This window comes from Mycobacterium sp., assembly GCF_036488105.1.
GTDB lineage: Bacteria > Actinomycetota > Actinomycetes > Mycobacteriales > Mycobacteriaceae > Mycobacterium.
The window spans coordinates 1-17,126 of sequence record NZ_DASXHW010000157.1 but is presented as its reverse complement, the minus strand read 5'-3'; the positions used below and the strand labels follow the sequence as shown (position 1 = coordinate 17,126).

The 17,126-nt window shown below is 63.5% G+C and carries 19 protein-coding genes; 5 read left to right on the top strand and 14 right to left on the bottom strand.

Annotated features, from left to right (window positions below):
- A partial coding sequence (locus tag VGH54_RS08370; RefSeq protein ID WP_331511476.1) for an alpha/beta hydrolase occupies positions 1 to 319 on the top strand: 319 nt, incomplete at its 5' end.
- Positions 320 to 372: 53 nt separating this feature from the next.
- Here VGH54_RS08370 and VGH54_RS08365 read toward each other — a convergent pair.
- On the bottom strand, positions 373 to 807 hold the full coding sequence (locus tag VGH54_RS08365; protein WP_331511475.1) for a hypothetical protein: 435 nt from the start codon (positions 805 to 807) through the stop codon (positions 373 to 375).
- 11 nt (positions 808 to 818) lie between these two features.
- Entirely contained in the window at positions 819 to 1,925 is a 1,107-nt protein-coding gene (locus VGH54_RS08360) for a hypothetical protein (protein WP_331511474.1), read from the bottom strand.
- A gap of 192 nt (positions 1,926 to 2,117) precedes the next feature.
- On the opposite strand from VGH54_RS08360, the gene VGH54_RS08355 reads away from it, so the two are divergent.
- From VGH54_RS08355 to VGH54_RS08345, 3 genes are all read left to right on the top strand, one after another.
- Complete coding sequence (locus tag VGH54_RS08355) at positions 2,118 to 3,380, top strand: cytochrome P450 (RefSeq protein ID WP_331511473.1); 1,263 nt, start codon at positions 2,118 to 2,120, stop codon at positions 3,378 to 3,380.
- A gap of 114 nt (positions 3,381 to 3,494) precedes the next feature.
- Positions 3,495 to 4,763 (top strand): serine hydrolase domain-containing protein, encoded by a 1,269-nt coding sequence (locus tag VGH54_RS08350; protein ID WP_414688677.1) that lies wholly within the window; start codon positions 3,495 to 3,497, stop codon positions 4,761 to 4,763.
- A 187-nt stretch (positions 4,764 to 4,950) separates the two neighbouring features.
- Positions 4,951 to 5,577 carry a TetR/AcrR family transcriptional regulator gene (locus VGH54_RS08345; protein WP_331511471.1) on the top strand — a complete coding sequence of 209 codons (627 nt, stop codon included), beginning with the start codon at positions 4,951 to 4,953 and terminating at the stop codon, positions 5,575 to 5,577.
- Between the two features lie 87 nt (positions 5,578 to 5,664).
- Here VGH54_RS08345 and VGH54_RS08340 read toward each other — a convergent pair whose 3' ends face one another.
- The 6 genes from VGH54_RS08340 to VGH54_RS08315 all read right to left on the bottom strand — a co-directional run bounded on the left by VGH54_RS08340 (position 5,665) and on the right by VGH54_RS08315 (position 11,813).
- Entirely contained in the window at positions 5,665 to 6,123 is a 459-nt protein-coding gene (locus tag VGH54_RS08340; protein ID WP_331511470.1) for a nuclear transport factor 2 family protein, read from the bottom strand.
- Entirely contained in the window at positions 6,107 to 7,192 is a 1,086-nt protein-coding gene (locus VGH54_RS08335) for a hypothetical protein (RefSeq protein WP_331511469.1), read from the bottom strand. Before VGH54_RS08335 ends, VGH54_RS08340 begins: the two co-directional genes overlap by 17 nt.
- 35 nt (positions 7,193 to 7,227) lie before the next feature.
- A complete protein-coding gene (locus tag VGH54_RS08330) occupies positions 7,228 to 8,853 on the bottom strand; it encodes a class I adenylate-forming enzyme family protein (protein WP_331511468.1) in 1,626 nt (541 codons plus the stop codon).
- The gene (locus VGH54_RS08325) at positions 8,853 to 10,097 is read right to left on the bottom strand and encodes a cytochrome P450 (protein ID WP_331511467.1); all 1,245 of its coding nucleotides are present in this window, start codon (positions 10,095 to 10,097) and stop codon (positions 8,853 to 8,855) included. The genes VGH54_RS08330 and VGH54_RS08325 overlap by 1 nt, the downstream gene beginning before the upstream one ends.
- Position 10,098: 1 nt before the next feature.
- On the bottom strand, positions 10,099 to 11,283 hold the full coding sequence (locus VGH54_RS08320) for an amidohydrolase family protein (protein WP_331511466.1): 1,185 nt from the start codon (positions 11,281 to 11,283) through the stop codon (positions 10,099 to 10,101).
- A 272-nt stretch (positions 11,284 to 11,555) separates the two neighbouring features.
- Positions 11,556 to 11,813 carry a hypothetical protein gene (locus VGH54_RS08315; RefSeq protein WP_331511465.1) on the bottom strand — a complete coding sequence of 86 codons (258 nt, stop codon included), beginning with the start codon at positions 11,811 to 11,813 and terminating at the stop codon, positions 11,556 to 11,558.
- Positions 11,814 to 12,052: 239 nt separating this feature from the next.
- Here VGH54_RS08315 and VGH54_RS08310 point away from each other — a divergent pair, with 239 nt between their 5' ends.
- Entirely contained in the window at positions 12,053 to 12,829 is a 777-nt protein-coding gene (locus tag VGH54_RS08310) for an SDR family oxidoreductase (RefSeq protein WP_331511464.1), read from the top strand.
- Positions 12,830 to 12,922: 93 nt separating this feature from the next.
- Here VGH54_RS08310 and VGH54_RS08305 read toward each other — a convergent pair whose 3' ends face one another.
- The 6 genes from VGH54_RS08305 to VGH54_RS08280 form a co-directional block, all read right to left on the bottom strand.
- The gene (locus VGH54_RS08305; RefSeq protein ID WP_331511463.1) at positions 12,923 to 13,447 is read right to left on the bottom strand and encodes a hypothetical protein; all 525 of its coding nucleotides are present in this window, start codon (positions 13,445 to 13,447) and stop codon (positions 12,923 to 12,925) included.
- Between the two features lie 10 nt (positions 13,448 to 13,457).
- Positions 13,458 to 14,048 (bottom strand): twin-arginine translocation pathway signal, encoded by a 591-nt coding sequence (locus VGH54_RS08300; RefSeq protein WP_331511462.1) that lies wholly within the window; start codon positions 14,046 to 14,048, stop codon positions 13,458 to 13,460.
- Positions 14,045 to 14,902: a hypothetical protein gene (locus tag VGH54_RS08295; RefSeq protein ID WP_331511461.1), complete on the bottom strand. Its 858-nt coding sequence runs from the start codon at positions 14,900 to 14,902 to the stop codon at positions 14,045 to 14,047. The genes VGH54_RS08300 and VGH54_RS08295 overlap by 4 nt, the downstream gene beginning before the upstream one ends.
- Before the next feature lie 7 nt (positions 14,903 to 14,909).
- On the bottom strand, positions 14,910 to 15,518 hold the full coding sequence (locus tag VGH54_RS08290) for a twin-arginine translocation pathway signal (RefSeq protein ID WP_414688676.1): 609 nt from the start codon (positions 15,516 to 15,518) through the stop codon (positions 14,910 to 14,912).
- Positions 15,515 to 16,420 carry a hypothetical protein gene (locus VGH54_RS08285; protein WP_414688675.1) on the bottom strand — a complete coding sequence of 302 codons (906 nt, stop codon included), beginning with the start codon at positions 16,418 to 16,420 and terminating at the stop codon, positions 15,515 to 15,517. The genes VGH54_RS08290 and VGH54_RS08285 overlap by 4 nt, the downstream gene beginning before the upstream one ends.
- Positions 16,421 to 16,874: 454 nt before the next feature.
- Positions 16,875 to 17,126 (bottom strand): amidohydrolase family protein (locus VGH54_RS08280; protein WP_331511460.1); only part of this gene is annotated, 252 nt, incomplete at its 5' end.

The window sequence follows — 17,126 nt, the reverse complement described above, 5'->3', positions numbered from 1 at the left end:
GAGCCGTGAGTCCAACGAATTCGGCTGGCGCAGCTACCTGGGCGAGAACTACCGGACCGACGGCGTCCCGCCGGACGCGGCACCGGCCCGGGCGGCCGAACTCGCCGGGCTGCCGCCGACATTCATCAGCGTCGGAACCGCTGACTGCCTTCGCGACGAGTCGATCGACTACGCCGCGCGCTTATGCCAGGCAGGCGTTTCGACCGAGCTGCACGTCTACGCCGGCGCAGTGCACGGCTTCGACATGTTCACCGACTGCGCGGTGGCCAAATGCGCCGCCCGTGACAGCGCCGACTGGCTGGCCCGTCAGTTCACCTAAATGTGGCTTTGCCCTGATTGCGGCAAGCCGGGCTGATCGCTGCGTGGAGCTGACTATCGGCGGAGCATTCGCTTGGCGTCAAAGCTGTTCCACGCTTGCGGACGAAGCTCGATGATGACGCGGTCCTGCCGGGCCAACGCCGCGGGGTCCAGGCCGGCAATTTTGCAGAACTGCGGGTAGAACCATTCGGCTGTGGACACGTCATCGTGCACGACTGCCCATGTCCGGGCACTGATCATCCGGCCATGGCCGAGTGGCTTGCCTGCGCTCGAAACTGCGACCGTGCTTCGGGGGTCAGCGAGTAGACAGTCGACGCGGGGACGGTCGCGGAAAGACGTCACCCAGAACGCATCGCGCTCAAACACGTAGGTGAGGAACGCCGACACCGGCCAACCGTCGTTGTTGAGCCATGCGACGGTGCATTCGGTCTGTACAGCAAGAAGTTGCCTTCGCTCGTCGTCGCTTAGACGGAAGGCTGCGAAATCCATGGTTTGCCCAGTCACGCTGAAGCCGACCGCGTCGCCAGCGGTGTGCGACGGGGTGCAAGCTTGGTGTAGCGCCCGCCGATCAACCATTCGGACACATAAAGGTTTCCCTCGGCATCGGCGGCCACCGAGTGGGGCGAGTTGAATCGCTCGTGACGGGCCAGATGCGGTGCCGTCGCGCGCCCATCGGCGTCCAGATCGTTGGGCCACCCCGGTCGCTGCGGCCAGCCCTGCGCCGCTGGCGTATTCGGCTCCGCGCCGATGTATCCAACGAAGTTATCCTCGGCATCCAGCAGCGCCAACCTTCCGTGCAATTCAGTGACGACGAGCAGCTCGTCCCACAGCGCGAAACCGCTGGGGCTGCTTAAGAACCCCTCGCCGAGGCTGCGCAGATAGCGACCATTCAGGTCGTAGACGACGACTCGGGTGTTGCCGCGGTCGGCGATGTAAAGCTCCGGTGTCTTGCCGTTGCGCCGGTCGATGAACGCGGCGTGCGGGCAGGCAAGGCGCCCGCCGTCGTCCTCGCCGGTCAGCGTCAACAGATGGTTGCCGTTGCTGTCGAAGCGATGAAGAAGGCTGGATCCGTAGCCGTCGGCCACCCAGACATCGCCGGTGCCGCCGAATCGTTGCTCGTCCACGGCGACGCTACACGGGCAGTATGAGCCCATCGGTCCCGCTGGCAGGCTCGGATCGGGCGCCGGCAGCGGCAGTTCGGCGTGGATCTGTCCGTCCAGGGTCATCTTCACCACGCGCGGTGCCTGAAAGAGCGGGCCGACACCCTTACCGAATAACGGCGTCCAGGCGGGGTCGGCATCATCGGCACCGGACGCGAAGGTGAAACCGGGATCGGCCACCCACAGGTACTCGTCGTCGGCTTCACGCACCAGTGCGACGCCATGGCCCTCGGTGAGGCCGGTGTCGACCACCCGCCGCAGGGAACCGTCGATGTCCCAGGCGACGAGTTGCCCGCCGTGGAAACCGATGAGCTCCTCCCCACCGGTGGCGACGATCCCGTTGTGCACCCAGCAGTGGTCGTTGCCCGCGACGGCAGAAACATCAGCCCAATCGCCGATCACGTCGTAGCTAGGAATGTCGGCGCGGGCGCCAATGTGACCGGACAACAAAATCCTCCTTCAGCGCGACGCGCACACGACGTCAGCACCGATCGCCATCCGCCACCACCGAAAGAGTGTAACCTCCATTGCTTATGATGCATGTATGGTTCTACCATGACGCCAACATACTTATTACCTGAGAAGCCTCACGGTTACAGCACCACGCGCTGATAGTGATCAGAAAAGTCGGGAGGGACGATGACGGCCGGTGGAACCGATCTGGAGTTCGAGCCGTTCACGCCGGGTCCGTCTGAACAGTTGCCGGCGGTCCTTGCCGAGCTGCGGGAGCGATTCCCCGTCTATCACACCAGCTCAGACATCTGGGTGATATCGAGATTCGACGACGTCAAGGCTGTGCAGTCGACACCGGAGTTGTTCTCGTCGCGACCCAATCCCTACGAGGGATCCGCGCCGCCCGATGAGGAGATGAAACCAGAGGTGGTCGAGCGATTGCTCGCGCTGGCCGCGGGCATCCCGGTGGATATGGCCGAGATGGCGTCGGCGAAAACCATCGCCGCCGCCGATCCGCCCCAGCACACCCGGATGCGCCGCATCGTCAGCAGGGGATTCACGCCGCCGCGCATCAAGGAGATGGCGACCGCGATCGAAGAGATCGTCGACCGCTGTTTGGCCGGAATCGAAGACCAACCCGCCTTCGACGTGGTGCAGCGCCTCGCCGTTCCGCTGCCCGTCGAAATGATCTGCCACATCCTGGGCATCGACAGCAACCACTACCCCCAGGCCAAACGCTGGTCGGACGCTTTTGCCGCCGCGGCGGGCGCGGTGTTCAGCAGCCCCGCCGAGCGCAACGAGTTGATGTTGGCAACGATCAAGGAGTTCGGCACCTACTTCGTCCCCCTTATTGAGGCACGTCGCGCAGAACCCAAGGGCGACCTGGTCAGTGCCATGGTCGCCGCGATCGACAACGAGTCACTGAGCACCGTCGAAACGTTAATGGTGGCGATCACGATCATGGTCGCCGGCAACGAGACATCCACGAATCTCATCGGCAACACCGTGGTCGAATTGCTCTTGAACCGCGATCAACTCAAGCTCCTGCGCGAGGATCCCACACTGCTGCCGAATGCGGTCGACGAGGCCAACCGATTGACCTCGCCGATCCAGTTCGCTTTTCGCGAGGCGACCGAAGACACCGAGATCGCCGGTACACCGATTCCCAAGGGCGCCATCATCGCGTTGCATATGGCTGCGGCCAACCGTGATCCGCGCCGCTTTGAAAACCCGGACCGCTTCCTCATCGACCGCCCGCCCGGTAGGAATCTGGCATTCGGTCACGGCATCCATTTCTGTCTGGGCGCTCACCTCGCGGGCCAGGAAGTGCGCACGGCGATCGGCGGGTTGCTGCCGCACCTGGACAGACTCGAGTTAGTGGGGCCGTTGCAGCGCAATCCGACTGCGCTTCTCAACGGCTGGCAAAAGGTCCACCTCGCGTGGGTCTGACGGCTGGTGCGCAACCTTGACCATGGATTCGATGAGGCCAAGGATCGCCCGAACACCGTTGCTCGACGACCAAGACGTCAATGATGACCCGCTACACCACGTGACGCGGCGACAGTGGCCCACGTGAGCACCGATCCGGCCAAAGCCACGCTTCCCGGTGGCGTGCAGGGCGCGGCGGACCCGAACTTCGCATGCGCCGTACGCACGTTTGCCAACCTGTTCCCGGGGCGGCGGTTGGGCGGCGGCGCGTTGGCGGTGTATCTCGACGGCCAGCCGGTGGTCGATGTGTGGACGGGTTGGGCGGACCGCCGTGGCGAAGTGCCGTGGTCGGCCGACACCGCCGCGATGGTGTTCTCGGCCACCAAAGGCTTGTCCTCGACGGTGATCCATCGGCTGGCCGACCGCGGCCTGCTGGACTACGACGCCCCAGTCGCCGATTACTGGAAACAATTCGGGGCAAATGGTAAGGCAGCCATCACGATCCGCGATGTGATGGCGCACCGCGCGGGACTGTCCGAGTTGCACGGCGCGAGCAGCGCCGAGCTACTGGACCACCATCTGATGGAGGAGCGGCTGGCCGCGGCGCCGGCCGGACGACTCCAGGGCGAGTCCGCCTACCACGCGATGACTTACGGTTGGCTGGTCTCCGGGTTGGCCCGATCAATAACCGGCAAGGGCATGCGTGAGCTGATCCGCTCAGAACTGTCTCAACCCCTCGATACCGATGGTTTGCACCTGGGCAGGCCGCCCGCCGACTCCCCCACTCGGGCGGCGCAGATCATCATGCCGCAGGACACCCGTGCGAACCCGCTCTTCAATCTGGTGGCGCCGCGGATCGCCGGGTTGTCGTTGTCGGCCATCTTCGGTGCCCTCTACGTGCCCGGAATCAAAGCCCTGGTGCAGGGGGACATGCCCATGCTCGACGCGGAGATTCCGTCGGTCAACGGGGTCGTCACTGCTCGTGGGCTGGCCAAGATGTACGGCGCTCTCGCCAACGGCGGCGCCGTCGAGGGGACGCAGCTGTTGTCCGCGCAGCTGGTGCGGGGTCTAACAGGCAGACCTAGTCGGCGACCCGACCGCAATCTCGTGTTTCCGATGGGTTTTCACCTGGGATATCACGCCGTCGTGATTCCAGGAGTCCTGCCAGGATTGGGCCACGTCGGGCTGGCCGGAACTGTCGGCTGGGCCGACCCCGCCACCGGGATGGCCTTCGGGTTCGTCCACAACCGGCTGCTGAGCCCGATGATGCTCGACCAGATCGCCTTCCTCGGTCTCGGGGCTCTGATAAGAAAGGGTGCAAGCTTGGCCCGAGAGGGCGGAGCGCAACGCATGCCGCCGTTGGGATCCCCATTCACCGGACCCCGACACAGAGTTACACGCTGACTTCTGGGTTAGCTGTGCTGTCAGTGCTTGGGCCCTCGCGGGATTGTCTCGCCAGGCAAGAGTGAGACACTCGATGGTCGGAAGCCGTCATTCTGGCCGAAGTCGACGTTGAGAGAACGGGAATGCCATGGCGCGGTACAAGTCAGCTCGGCCGAACCCAAACGGCCGTCAGCCGGCGGAGGAGCCCGTGCCGAGCTGGCAGACCCGCAGTGTCGATCGGTCACTGCAGAACGCACGCGCACGCGCGAAGGAGCGCAGTGACCGTTTCGTCGACGCTGCCGTGGAACTGCTGTCCGAGCGCGACGAGAGTGACTTCTCCATCCAGGACGTCGTCGACCGCTCCGGTCAGTCACAGCGCACGTTCTACACGTTCTTCGACAGCAAAGACACCCTGATGCTCGCCGTGTACGAGACGATTCTGCGCAACACCGCCATCCCGTGGTTGCGGGAACGGTGCGAGGGTATCGCGGAGCCCGTACTGCGGCTTCGGGCAGTGTTGGAGGCGATCGCCAGCGCGACGCCGGCTCGGCTCTCGCGTGCGTTGAGCGTCCTTCACCTCCGGCTTGCTGAGACCCGCCCGAACGACCTTGGGTCCGCGTTGGAACCCCTGCACGCCTTCATCGTTGAGCTGCTGACCGCCGTCGCCGCAGCGGGCCAGCTGCGGAAGGACGTCGGCCTGGCCACCCAGGCGGCGCTGCTTCAGGAGCTGCTGCTCGCTTCGACGCACTCCAGGGTGTTGGCAGGTGGAAGTGCGACGAGCGTCGATGATTTGTGGGCGTTCTGTTCGGCAGCGATTTTGCGTCACGAGGACTGATCGCGGCGTCGTCCCAACGATGCCCGACGCCAGTGGCCAGACCGGCTATCTCGACGGCGGAGCCCGCGGATCGCCTTATGCGGCTGATCAGGTTTGGGGTTCGGGAGGAACCGGAAACTCGATGCCCGCGGCTTCGCACCAGCGGCCCAGCATCTTGAGCATGGTGTCGGGATTGTAGATGTCTTCCTCCCGGGACCATTGGTTGTCGCCCGCATATTCCAGCAGCGTCCACGATTCCACCGAGTACGGGCCGTTGCCGTCCACGTCGGGCATATCGTTGCCGACGCCGAACACGACCAGACCGCCCTGTTCGTCGAAGGTGCGCCACCGCAGTGGATATCTCATTTGAGGCCACGCCGACATCGCCGGGATGAACCACTTCTTGATCTCTTCACGCCCATGCGAAACACCCAAGAAATGCTCGACGTAGACGGCGTCTTCGGTGAAAAGGTCGCAGTAATCGTCCCAGTCTCCACCGTGTTGGGCAGCTTGGCTGACCTCCATGAAATGGTCGTGTGCGGCAACGAGCTCATCTCGCGAATACATCGTTGGACTCACTTTCTGATCCCGACCGGAGCAATCCGCGCGCACCATGCGGCGGTAGATCGAGATAAGTCAGCACCCCGGCGGGCGCCTCGCACACCGCGGGGATCGCGTTAGTGACTGGCGTGACCGCGACGATGTAGCCGGCGTGAGTGCTGTCACCGAAGTCCGAGGTGAGCCGCATGTCGACCGTGATGTTGGGCTCGCCGTTGATGATTACCCGATAGACGTCGTCGGCGCCGTGTTCGGGGAAGTCCTGGCGGCGCAGCTTGGTGATGTGCTCGACCACGATGCGCGCCTCGCCGTCGACTATTCCCTTGATCTCAAACGACATGCCCGAGACGGTGCCTTTGGGGATGCGGCCCGAGGCGATGTCGAACTCTTCGTCGGCGTAGATCACGCGGTGCGCTTCGTCGATGCTCTCCAGCGTGACCCCGATCGCGTCGGCGAGCATCGCGACGGTCGGGCCCCAGATTCCGGCGGTCACGCCGGGCGCAAGGATCATCGAGGCTGAGGTGTCGGTTTTGCCGAATCCGTACAGGCCCAGCTGCGGGTTGTTCCACGGGCCGTAATTGTAGATCTCGAGCAGCCTGATCGACCGGACCTGCTGTGCGACGGTCAGCGGGGCCAGGGCAAGCCCGAAGCCGGCCCAGCCCGGATCGCCGCCGCTGGTGTAGAACGAGGTGTTGCCGACCTGGCAGGCCTGTTGAAGACGGTCATAGACGTTGGCGCCCTTGGCCTTCGGGTAGACCAGCGCCGGGTCGGAGACGTTGACGACGTTCTTGCCGGCTCGCAGCAGACGGACGCAGTCGTCGACGACCTGCTCCTCCCGACCCATGCTGCTTGCTGCGTAGCAAATGCAGTCCGCGTCGCCGGTAATGAGCGCGTCGGCGTCTTGCGTCGCGATAAGGCCGATCGGCGCCAGCCCGCAAAGCTCACCAACGTCGCGGCCCGCCTTCTCCGGTGACGACACCCACGTGCCGATCAGCTCCAGCTCAGGGTGCTTGAGGATGCTTTGCACCGCCAGCATGCCGAGATTCCCCGTACCCCACTGGGCGACTTTGTATCTCACGTTTTCTCCGATCAGATCAGCGCCTCGGCAACGGGTCAATCGCCGGTTAGGACCCGCACGAGTTGTTGGCGGTCGATCTTGCCGGTGGGAAGCATGGGCAGATCGTCCTCGGCGACAACGCGAATGACTGTGGGAACCTTGAACGACGACAGATTGCGGCGAGCGTGGGCAACGACGTTCTCGACCGACAACTGCGCACCATTGGAAGGCACCACAGCGGCTCCGACTACCTGTCCGCGGACCGGGTGGGGCAGGCCGACCACGAAGCTGTGCAGAACTTCAGGCATCGAATCCAACACGGATTCGACCTCAGCCGGCGACACGTTGGATCCTGCAGTCTTGATGAGAGTGCTTGCGCGGCCGGTGAAGTGCAGATGGCCGGCCTCGTCGAACCATCCCCGGTCCCCGGTGGCATACCAGCCCTCGGGGCCGAACACCTCGTGGCGTTCTTGCTTGTAGATACCGTTCATCAGGATCTGACCGCGTACCTGGATCTCGCCCTCTTGATCGGCGGGCGCTTCGATGCCTGAGCCGGGGTCGACTATCCGATGCTCCACCACACCTGGTAGCGGAATTCCGAAGGAGCCGCGCAGTTCTGGCGGCAGCGGGGTGTCAGGCACCTCGACCATCGTGTGTGGGCCGCCGGTCTCGGTCATGCCCAGCAGGTTGGGTGTGAGGTCGGGCTCGCGTGGTCGCTGGTCGGGCGGCAGCGCCTGCGGCATGGTGCCGCCTCGTACGCTCGACAGGTCGCGCTTGGCGAAGTCGGGATGGTCAGCCATGGCCTGGCTTGCTTGGGCCCAGCAGGAGATGAACGTCGCTCGTTCCCGCTCCAACAGTGCCAGCGTGCTGCCCGCTTCGAATACATCCTGTGCGAGGATGGCGGCGCCGGTCGAGAGTGCTTGTAGCACAACCATCGTCAGGCCGCCCACCCAGAAGAAGGGCATCGGCGAATAGATGCGGTCCGTCGAGGTGACGCCGCGATGGCGGGCCAGAATGTAGGCGTGGCGCACCAGGCTGCCGTGCGTGTGTACGACGGATTTCGGCAGGGCCGTCGTCCCGGATGTGCTGACCACGACGAGGTCATCTGCGGGTCGCACCTCGTCTTCGGCCAAATGTGCTAGCGACGCAACCGATTCGGTGCGCGGCCACGACGCCGCCCAGGGGCGGTCGCAGTCCGGCCAGACGTGGACCCGCCGCAGATAGGGCACCTCGGGTGCGGCGATGACGGCCTGGCCATCGGTGAGGCTTGGCAGTGCGTCCTGCATGCGCTCGACGAGATCACGGCCGGCGATCGATCGGCCCATGAGCACTACCTGCACATCGGTGTGCCGCAACAGCCGCCCGAGTTCCCCACCGGGTGCGAAAGTTGAGAGGGGAACGGTGAGCGCGCCGATTCGTGCCGCCGCCAGCCAGGAGATGAGCCACTGGGCGCAGTTCGGGAACAGGATCCCGACCCGGGTGCCTTTGCCGATGCCGGAGGCCAGCAGGGCGTCGGCCAACTCCAGTGACGCGGCGTCCGCCTCCGCGAAGGTCAGTCGCTCGTCATCGGTGATGAGAAACTCGCCATCATGCGCGTCGCGCCTGATGGCGAGGAGCTCGGGGATGCTGGCAGGCATTCCGTTCGGCGTCGAATGGTCCGCTGCCGCACGGGTTCCGGCCATCAGCCGACGTGGACGGGGACGTGCGAGTAGCCGGCGACGTTGGACATGGTGACTCGCTGCAGACCGTCGGTGTCGACGTCGAATCGTGGCCAGCGCTCGCGGAGGTGCTGGAAGGCGACGCGGCTTTCGAGTCGGGCGAGCCAGGCGCCCAGACAACTGTGCGAGCCGTACCCGAACGCCAGCGTGGTGGCGCCGCCTCGCCGGATGTCGAATGCGTCGGGCCGGTCGTAGGTCCGCGGGTCACGGGTCGCGGCCCCCGTCACCAATAGGGTGGGAGAGCCCGCGGGAATCGTCCCGCCGTCCAGGGCGACGTCACGGGTGGCGAATCGTCCCTGATACTGCGACGGCGGATTGAGCCGCAGCATCTCCTCGATCGCGCCGGGAATCAGTGTGGGATCAGCGTGGACAAGCTCCCACTGGTCGGGATTTCGGTGGAAGGCCACGACGCCGTTGCCGACCAGCTTGGTGACCGTTTCACTGCCGGCTGCGGCTATCAGCACAGCGAACGTGGCGATGTCGTCGTCGGTGAGTCGATATGTCACCCCGGTCTCGTCCTCGTAGGTGGCGGTGACCAGCCTGCTGATGATCAGGTCATCGGGGTTACGGCGCTTCTCGCGGGCGAGCTCGAGGAAGTACTCGCCCATCGCCATCGAATCGGCCACGCCACTTTCCGTGGCGAACGGGTTGTTCTCCTCGCGGTGCAGGAATCCGTCGGTCCACAGTCGGATCTGCTGTCGTTCGCCGGCCGGTACGCCCAACATCGAGGAGATGATCTCCACCGGGAACAGCGCGGCAAAGTCGGCGACTATGTCGAAATCTTTCCTTCCGGCCAGGGCGTCCGCGCATGAGGTGACGACATCGATCACCAGTGGCTCCAGGTTGGCAATCGCTGCCTTGGTGAACACCTGACGTACCAGTTTGCGCAGTCGTTCGTGCTCGGGCGGATCCATGACGATCAGCATCTTGAGCTCGTCGAACCTCCGGCGCATCGACAATGCGTCCAGGGTGACCCCGTAGGAGCTGCTGAACGTCTCCCAGTCGCGATGGGCGGCTACGACGTCCTCGTAACGAGTGAGGGCGTAGAAGTCCCACCGCTCGCTGTAGTACACCGGCGCCTCGTCGCGCATCCAGCGGTAGGTGTCATAGGGGTCGTCGAAAAAGCTGTCAGAGTACGGGTTGAACTCCATGGGGGAGCCATCGTCGCGCGCTTTGGTGGTTGATGCTGCACCGTGGTCAGTCGACATCTCAGGCGTCGACCCGCATCATGTTCGACAGGGTGCCGCCCATTACCAAGGCGATTTCGTCGTCGCTGAGCTCGGGGTGACGCTCGGGGTAGCTGAGCGGATCGGCCAATCCCTCGGGATGGGGGTAGTCCGAGCCGAAGAACAGGTGATCCATCGGCACCAGCTTCGCGAGCTCAGCCACGTTCTCCTCCCAGAACGGATTGAAGTAGATACAGCGACGGATGGCCTCCACGGGATCCTCACCGTAGAGCTGCGGCATCTTCTTGCGGGTGTCCTCGAGGTTTTCGAGCAGCCGCGGTAGCCAGGTAGTGCCGTTCTCGACCATGCCGATTCGAAGCTCGGGAAACCGCGTCAGGAGTCCGTGGCAGGCCAGCGCCGCGACCGCGTCCTCGGCCGGGTTGCGGGCCAGGCTGTAGTAAGACCGGAACGGCGAGGGCTGGAACGGCCGGAACTCGCCGGCGCCCTCCCAGTCGTTGGCGTAGCGGGAGTAACCGCTGTCGGAGGCGTGCATGATGACCAGCACGCCGGTCTCGACGACCCGCTTCCAGAACGGGTCGAATTCGGGGAGGGCGAACGACCGCGGGCCGTGCAGCCCGGGTACCGGCGCCGGCCGGATGAGAATGGCTCGGGCACCGCGCTCGACTACCCAGTTCAGCTCGTCGATGGCCTTTTCCACAATGGGCAAGGTGATGATCGGTGTGGTGAAGATGCGGCCCTTGTAGTCGAATTGCCATGTCTCGTGCAGCCACTGGTTCAGAGCGTGAATGATCGTATGAGTCGCCTCGGGGTGCTCGCGGAAGCGTTCCTCCACCAGGCTGGCCAGCGTCGGGTACATCATGGACTTGTCGACGCCCTGTTCGTCGAGCAGCGCCAGGCGGGGGGCTGGTTCACGGAATGCGGGGATCGACTCGATCGGTTTCCCCAGAATCTCGCGGTGTGGTTTGCCCTCGGGGTTGCCGTTGTGGAAGTAGTCCTCTTGGGCGCCCGGCGCGGCGACTTTGTCGAAGGTCGGGTTGGGGATGTAGTCGCTGATCTGGCCGAGGGTGGCGATCTTGGTGCGGCCGTCCACCTCGACATAGCGGATCGCGCCGTGATACTCGGGCGGCAGGAATTTGGTCAGCGCATCCTGGGTCTCGTACATGTGGTTGTCGCCGTCGAAGACCGGAAACCCCAGCTTCTGTGTCATCGTCGAACTCCTCCTTGTGCCGGCCGCGTCCACACCTCGTGCGATGTTTGCGTATGCTGCCGGTCCGATGCAGCGTAGATAGTGTGCTGTATGACTCTAGCACCGGGTGCGTATAGAGAGAATATAGCTTTACTTTAGAGGAGATATCGCCCGCATTGATACGGGTAATGCAGCCTGAGCGGCCGGTGGCGGGCGCCGTGACCCCGTCCGGCGTCCCACATTCGGACCCAGAGGTCCCCACGCCGGTGGATCCACGTTCGCGCCCACGCGGATCACGCTCCCCCTCGACGAGAACTACTCAGCCGTATCACCGCTGGTGGTGCCACGGCGCGCGCGCGGACGACCAGGGCCCGATCAAGCTCGTCGAGGTCTCCGTAGCGCGATGTCGGGTTCGAGACAATTGCGGTGAATCGAACCCAGAGCTGGTGGCCGGTCATGCCAAATTCGGGGAAGACGTCCTCATCTGGCAGGCGACCGTACGGGGCCCACATCAGCACGTACTCCACGATTCTTCGGTCAAACCAGTCCATCAAAGCTCGCTTCTAGCCGCCGTGAGCAAGCGGTTATCGAGGAAAGTAGAGCATCTAATGCCTATTAGAGTAGTTATCATAGGCGCCGATTGAATGCAGAGTTCTACTTAAACGCATGTAGTGATGTGTTGTCACCGCGGACGGCGCGGAGGGCAGGTCGGTATGTGCCGAGCCGCGCCGCGCACGCACACGGTGCAGCGGCCGCCCGGCCGGGTGTCCACGTCGGCTAATCTGACGCCGTGGATATCAACGGAGCTAGCGCAATAGTCACTGGTGGCGCGTCGGGTATCGGTGCGGCATCTGCACGGCAGTTGGCCGCGAGGGGGGCCAGGGTTGTCGTCGCCGATCTACAGGCGGACCCCGGAAAAGAGCTTGCCGAAAGTATCGGCGGCACATTCGTCAGCGTCGATGTCACCAACACTGAGGAGATCGAGGCAGCCGTCGAGAAAGCAGCTGAACTCGGTCCACTACGGGTCCTGGTCAACTCCGCTGGCATCGGCTGGGCGCAACGCACGATCGGAAAAGACGGCAAGTCCGCGTCGGCGCACAGTCTCGACGGCTACAAAAAGGTCATAGCTATCAACCTGATTGGCACCTTCGACTGCATTCGCTTGGCCGCGACCGCGATGAGCCGTAACGAGCCGACGGACACCGGTGAACGGGGTGCGATCGTCTCGATGGCCAGCGTCGCCGCCTTCGATGGACAGATCGGACAAGCCGCCTACTCGTCGTCCAAAGGTGGCATCGTGGGCATGACGCTGCCGGTGGCGCGTGACCTCTCCGCGGTCGGGATCCGGGTCAACACCATCGCGCCAGGCCTGATCGATACCCCGATCTACGGTGAAGGCGAGGGCTCGGAGGCCTTCAAGGCGAAGTTGGGCGAGTCCGTGCTCTTCCCGCACCGGCTGGGCAGCCCCGATGAGTTGGCCTCGATGGTCCTCGAATTGGTGACTAACTCTTACATGAACGCTGAGGTCGTCCGGGTAGACGGCGGGATCAGGATGCCTCCGAAATAAGCATTCTCTTCGAAACAGCGACTCCACAACCCTTCGAAGCCAGGTTCCGGGGGTGAAGGCAAAGAGAAGCCGGCCAGTCGCGGCCGTCACCGGTCACGCTATCTTGTCCAACCGGAACGGCATGTCGATTACGAGCCACTTGTTTACGCGGCAGGCGCCGCTTGGGCCGACGGTTTTATCCTGACCCGCCAATGTCGCTGACCCAGGCTGTTGCCCGCCATCTGGGCTGGCAGGATAGAACGTGAATGTCTGTTTCCCGGTAAACGCCGTGCCGTCGGGGCACCGCTCCCAGTTGGGCACATCGTGTTTGACGTACCACATCGTCCCGTCGTGCATGTAAAGCGGTGCACTCCATCCCTGGTCGGATCTCACCTGGCCGGTGCAGTCCTGCGCGTTCGAGCACGACGAGGTGATGGTCCAGGTGCTTGTCACCGTCGCCTGGTTACGGAAGGAGTCGTTGGTCTTGGCCCAATCACCGATCGACGTGGCGCGGTAAGTTCCGTTGACCGGGTCGCCGTCGGCTCGAGCTGCCGGTGCCCCGCCCAAGTCGCCAATCACTATGGAAACCAGCAGTATTGCGCCGGCGACTGTGCTCACTGGATTTTGTCTTGCGCGCATCACATGTTCCTCACAGGCTGTCGAATCTCCCGATGAGCCAGGAGCCTTTCGCCTTGGTAAGTTGCACCCGAACAGCACTCGAGGTTTTCACGGGCTCGGGTTTTTCCTTGCTTGCGGTTTTCTGACTAATAAACACCAGCACCACAGCCGAATCCGGATGTAGCTCTGCGACAGCGGCTCGAACCACCCGGGCGGTCGTCGTAACCTGCGCCCCCTGGGCCGTTGGCGCCAGGATTTGTTCGGTGAACCGCTCGTAGTAGGCCTTAAAATCGACCGTAAGGCGCGACTTCGCATTGTCGACATCGCGGCTCAGGCTGTCGGGCGAATACGACAGCAGAGCGACCGCACCACTCGATGCCGCGCGGACCACCTCGTCTGCGGCCGCGTCACTGGTTTGCCGATCAGGTTGGTATTCAAAGTAGTACAACCCGGCGGCGATCCCGGTGGCGGCGATGAGCAATATTGTCAACATAATTGGACGCCATCTGGCCAGGCACCTGCGCAGCCACGGTCGGATCGCGCGGATTCGGTGCCGATCCGTCGGCTTCACGTCCGAGGGAGCCACCACGTCGCTGATCGTGCAATCGTCGTTGACCGTCACGGCAATGACTCGACCTTCGCAATCTTCAACTTCCCGCCGTCGCGCTGGATAGTCATAACGACTCGCCACGCCCGCGGCGGCGGTTTGCTCTTGCCGGGATTCGCGACTTCTGCCGTCGTCGCAACCAGGACCACTGCCGAATCGTCGGTCATCGACTCGACAGCGACGGCTTTTACGGTGACCTTGGTGCTGACTTTCGAATCCTCGACCGCTTTGACCAAATCGTCTCCACCGAGCAGGACCCCAGTCTTGAAGGGACCGGTGCTGTCGTCGATGATGCGCTGCACGCCATCCCGTGCCGTATTGGCATCAATCGACATCAGGGCGGTAACGCCCTGCCGGGCGGCTGCGGCGAACTCTTCGGCGCGGTGCTGTTCATGCGCGGCGCGATGGTGGTATTGCACCACATAACCGCTCACTGCCAGAAAGCCCCCAATGAGCACGAACGCGGCGCTGACAGCCATACTTTTACTACTCAACTGACGCAGCTTGGCGACGATACCCACCGATCTTGCTGAACCGTGTTGGACCGCATGCACATTGTCGACGGACGCGCGGTCGTTGTCCTCCGTGTCTGCCGTTTCAATCGTGTCGAGCTGACCGCTCGATGCCGATTCCGCGTCCCGACTCAGCCGTTCCGCACGAGCGCGAGCAGTTTGGGCTCGCGCTTCCGCTTGCGCGACTTCTTGCATTGCTTCCGCAAGCGAAGGGTCATCACAACGGTCGGTGTCGAGCGCCGCGGTTACGCGCTTGCCCCTGCTCAGACCGATTACGGAAGACTTGCGGACCGGTCCTTGACTCGCCACCGGTGAATCCTCTCCCGCTCGCAACAGCACATCCTCGTTGTTACTCACCGCGGTGCTAGACCGGATTGAACGACGAAATGAGCCAGTTATCATGAGCTTTGGTCAATGTGACCAGAACGCTGCTCGAGGTCAAGGTCGGTTCCGGCCGATCGGCGCTCGCTGTGCTTTGATTTATGAAGACCAGCACGACGGCCGAGTCCGGATGTAATTCCGACGCGGCGGCCCGAACCACCACCGCGCTCGTCTTGACGGACTTCTGCTTGGCTGCCGGGCCGACAATCTCCTGGGTGAATTGGCTGTAATACGACAAGAAGTCGCCAGTCAAACGTGACTTAGCAGAAGAAAAGTCGCGATCGAACGTGTCCGGAGAATACGACAGGATCGCAACCGTGCCCTCGGAAGCCGCGGTGATTGCCGCCTTTGCCGCCGCGGCATCGGTGGCCCGATCCGGCCGATATTGGAAGTAGAGTAATCCCGCCGCCAACACCGTCGAAGCCACGACCAGCAACGCCAGAAGCAAGGAAAGAAGCTTGACGCGTGGCTGCGGGGTGAGACGGGCCGTGAATCGCTTCAGCCGTCTGGGCTCAGCGTTTTCGGCCTCGTTGTGCGTCACCGAATTGGCGGCCGCGGACTCCTGGACCGACACCGTCTCCTTAGTGGTCACGACACAAACTCGACTTTCGACATTTTGAGCTGACCGCCATCGCGGGTGAGCGTGACGATCAACTTGAAATTACGCGGGTCCTGCTTTGCTCCAGCAGCATTGGTAACTTCCGAGGTGGATGCGACCAGCACGACGGCTGAGTCGTTCGTCATCGAATCCAAGTCCACAGCCACCGACTGAATCGTGCCGCGCTCGACCACCTTCGATTCTTCTACCACCTTTGTGAAATCGCCTGCCATCTTTGCGAAGTCGTCTCGAAACGAGCCGGTGGAGTTACCGATGATGCGCTGCACTCCCGCCTTGGCGTCGTCGAAGTCCAAAGACGTCAGCGTGACAACGCCCTCACGCGCTGCGGCAGCGAACTCAGCCGCCCGCCGGCGTTGCTGGGATGCATCGCGGTGCTGTAAGACGATGTATGCGCTGGCGGCCAGCGCGGCGACGGTGACGATGACGGCGAGGCTTGCGGCAACCGTGACCAGTCTGGGCCGACGCCACCGTCGATACCACCCCGGCTTCTCCGCCGCGACGTCGGAAGCGACGTGAGATCGAACATCGGCGCTTCCCTGCGCGACATTGTCATCGATAATTTCTTCGATCGGCCCGGTTTCGGTCGGGATCTCTTGCTGCTCGCTCTCGGGCTGGGTGCCGTTGACCCCGCTCTCAGCAGGCCGTTCCGTTGGCGCCGCGTCGGCTTCGCTGGCTTCGACGAGTTCGGCTTGCCGACGTAATTTGAGCGCGCGAGCGCGGGCACGGGCGGCGGCGGCGAGAGCTTCAGCCTCGGCGGCTTCGGCGTCCGCCTGCTCCGCCAGTGCCCGCATTTGCGCCGCGGTGTTCGGCATTCCATTTTCATCCAGTGGACCCGATTTCTCGTCGGCTGCGTCCTGGCGGACGCCGGCACTCACAACTCACCGATCCAAACAGGACGGGGGGACGTGAAACTCATGACACAGCAACTATTCGCACTGCTGTATCGCTTGCCGAGGGCCAACGGTCGGGCCACTGACCGCCGACTGCCGCAATCCGCACCTCGGCGTTCAGGGGCCCGACCGTTGGCCGAAGCCGTGGCCGCACATCCCTTTGACGCCGTCATCTGTTGCTCCCTGAAAACCCCATTGCTGTCCGACGACAGGTGAACATGTTCGATAGTAGAACGTGCACTGCACCATGAGCAACGAGACGGGCACTTAAACAAGACCAACCGTCTCGACAGACAGTGGTGACGATGGCGCACTGCGACCGGTGCCGGAGCACACGAACGGTCACCGATCTACGGGCCAGCCGGCCTCCAACAACTGACATTGCAGCGTCAGCGGCAAGGAGGCTTTGTGGGTCTTCGTGATCCGTGCCTACGGCGCCTCAAGCGTTGGCGAGTGCGGGCGGCTTGACGGCCTCCGGATCGGGGTTTGCGAGCGACAGTCCCATGAAGCGGCGGGCGTTGTCTCCCATGAAGTCGTACGTGCGTCGCGTGTCCATGCCCTCGGCGTACTGCCAATAACGCTTGGGCTCGGCCAGGCCTTCGGGATGCGGCCAGTCCGAGCCGAACATCACCTTGTCCCATCCGACGGTTTGCACGACGTCGGCCACCGAACCCTCCCAGAACGGGCTGAC